The following is a 2,683-nucleotide window of genomic DNA, read 5'->3' on the forward strand; positions in this document are numbered from 1 at the left end:
ACTACAACCGCGCATCAGAACACCCATCTGTCTATGTGATTGAAGAGAAGAGGCTTTTCTGTGCGGGATGCGATCCCGCGGGGTATTTGGGGTTTTGGCGCGCCCGTGTGGTGATGGATTGGGCTCTCTCTGTGACCAATGCGGCGCGCGCAAAGATCCAAGGTCCGTCCGGCAGGGGATGGATGGCTTCGATCTCGTTGGCTTCGGCGGCGAGCCTGAGCGTCTTGGTCGAGACCTTGAGGATCCTGGCGGCGTCGGTGAGGTTGAGCCAAGGTTCCAGGCCATCGGTAGCGGGTCTGAACACCGGAATACGATAGTTCGATCGCATGGAGGTGACGCGCTCGCGTGTCCAGCGGTTGCCGTTGCCGGTCTTCAGGCCGTTGCGGTTGAGGAGACCGGCGATCAGGTCGTCGCCGGCGACCAGCACCAGCTCACGCACGGCTGCGACAATGTCGGTCGAAGTGCTGTTGCGCTGCCCGCGCCGGCGCTTCGGCAGCCGCATCTCGCTGTGAGATCCCCCAGCCCAGTGCACAACCAGAACGATCTCCGACGTGTCGTCGTCGATATCGGCGACCACTTCGTGGATCAGGATACGGACGATTCGCTTCTTGAGCCGGGCGTCGGTCGTCGGCGCCGACCACACGGTTTGCAGGTTCGAGGCGAGCAACCCGCGCGCGGCGGGGGCGATGCTTGTCGCGGGCCTGGCCGCATCATGCGTGGCGATCCTGCTCGCAATCTCTCCCATCTGGGCGAGCGCCCTGTTCCAGCGCGCTTCGAGTTCGCCGGCCACCAGCCGGTTGGCCGGATCGGCGGCATCGTACTGCCGGAAGGCGCGGTCGGCGGCGTAACGCGCCGCCTCCAGATCCCGGCCAAGGGCGTCGCGGACCTGATCCCTCTGCCGGGTCGCCTGTGACGAGGCTGCTTGCGCCGCGGCGACAGCCCCAGGTCCGACCACGCCGAGCAGCGCCGCCTCGATCGCGTCGTCGACGCGCAGACCGCCGAAGGCGATGCAGGACGGACCACCATGATCCATCCAGGCGCGGCTGCAGCTGTAGCGCGGGATGCCGTGCTTGGCCCCGGTATAGCGCAGCGTCAGCTTGCGGCCGCAGCGCCGGCAGCGGATCAAGCCTGAAAGCAGCGCCTCGCCATGCTTGGGCGCTCCGTGATGCCTGCTGGTCGGAACATTGCCTGCCACCATCGTGCGGATCGCTTCGAACCTCTCCCAGCTCACATAGCCCTCATGGGCGCCGGGCTTCAGGGCGAGCCACTCGTCCCGTGTTTTGCGACGGATCTTCACCCTGATGCCGTCGGCTGCATAGGCCGGCGCAGCGCTGGTCTTACCATAGGCGTAGGCGCCGCCGTAGATCGGGTTCTCGATGATCCGGTGGATGGCAGCATAGTTCGGCCGCCGCCAGGTCGTGTCGCCGTTACGCTGCTTCACCGGCAGATCAAGATCATGTTCGTGCAGCCAGCACAGCGCCTGGCGCGCGCTGCCGAGTTCCTGGACCTTGTCGAAGACCAGCATGATCGCCTCCTGCACGCGCCGGTCCGGATCCTTCTCATAGCGATCGTCCGCCTTCACGAAGCCGATCGGCGCGCAGACGATTAGTTCACCCCGGCGCGCCTTGGCGTAACGAGCGGCCAACGAACGCTGACGCAGAAGATCGAGCTCATACTCGTTGAGGCTGCCCTTGAGCCCCAGCAGCAGGCGATCGTCGCCGCGGCGTGGCGCATAGATCGTCTCCTGATCGACCAGCACCGTATCGACGACCCGGCACATCTCGATCAGTTGCTGCCAATCGCGGCTGTTGCGGGCGAAGCGCGAGACCTCGCGCGCGCAGACAGCACCGACCTTGCCGAGGCAGACCTCCGCCACCATCCGCTCGAAGCCCGCACGTTGGACGGAACCCGCAGCGGAGCGGCCTAGATCGTCATCGATCACCTCGATCTGCGCCCATCCCAACGCGGTCAGGCGGTCCCGCATGGCATATTGCAGCGCGCCGCTCTCGCGGTTGTGCAGCACCTGGTGGGCGGAGGACTGGCGCACATAGAGGATCGCTTTGCGCTCGAGGTGGTGAGGCCGGACCTTCTCAGACATCATCACCGACCTCCCTTGCTGGAGGCGGAGCGGCCTTGGCGGCGTGGGCGAGGATCAACTGCGCCATCAGTTCCGTCAGCGCCGACCGTGCTCGTTCCGGCAACTCCGGCCAGAGCGGCGCGCCCCCGGCCGCCGGCCGGGCGCTGTCGAACAAATCCATCTGCTGATGCCCGCGCGGCCGCTTGGGCTTGCCGCTGGTCGCCGCCGTCGTTCGCATGGGCCTCTCCCCGAATCTGGTCGTGAGAGCACCGGGATGCGCCCGAAAGCGGGGCATTCGATGATGCCCCCGACGTCTTCAACGTCCGATCGAGCAGCGCCGACAGCGCCCCGAGCGCGTCCAAGCTGACGAAGGGGGCAGCGGTTAGCTGAGGATCGCAGGGGCATGACGCCCGCTCGAACATCCAGGCCGGAACCTCCTGCCAGCGCTCCCCACGGCCGCCGTCCGCCGCGCAGCGAAAATACACGCCGTCGCACTTCGCCACGACGCCGTGAACACCGACCACTCGGCCGAACCACGGATGATACGGATAGAGAACTTCCCGGAATGCGGTCCCGTGGGCGTTCTCAAGCCCTGTTGTACAACGA

General features: G+C 66.2%; 2 protein-coding genes. Both read right to left on the reverse strand.

Translation table 11 applies throughout. From position 1 onward, the window contains the following. Nucleotides 1-31 precede the first annotated feature (31 nt). A complete protein-coding gene (locus U1R88_RS35275) occupies nucleotides 32-2,101 on the reverse strand; it encodes a recombinase family protein (RefSeq protein WP_322435529.1) in 2,070 nt (689 codons plus the stop codon). Then, on the reverse strand, nucleotides 2,091-2,315 hold the full coding sequence (locus U1R88_RS35280) for a hypothetical protein (RefSeq protein WP_322435530.1): 225 nt from the start codon (nucleotides 2,313-2,315) through the stop codon (nucleotides 2,091-2,093). The genes U1R88_RS35275 and U1R88_RS35280 overlap by 11 nt, the downstream gene beginning before the upstream one ends. Nucleotides 2,316-2,683 lie beyond the last annotated feature (368 nt).

Source organism: Labrys sedimenti (assembly GCF_034424805.1).
Taxonomy (GTDB): Bacteria; Pseudomonadota; Alphaproteobacteria; order Rhizobiales; family Labraceae; genus Labrys; species Labrys sedimenti.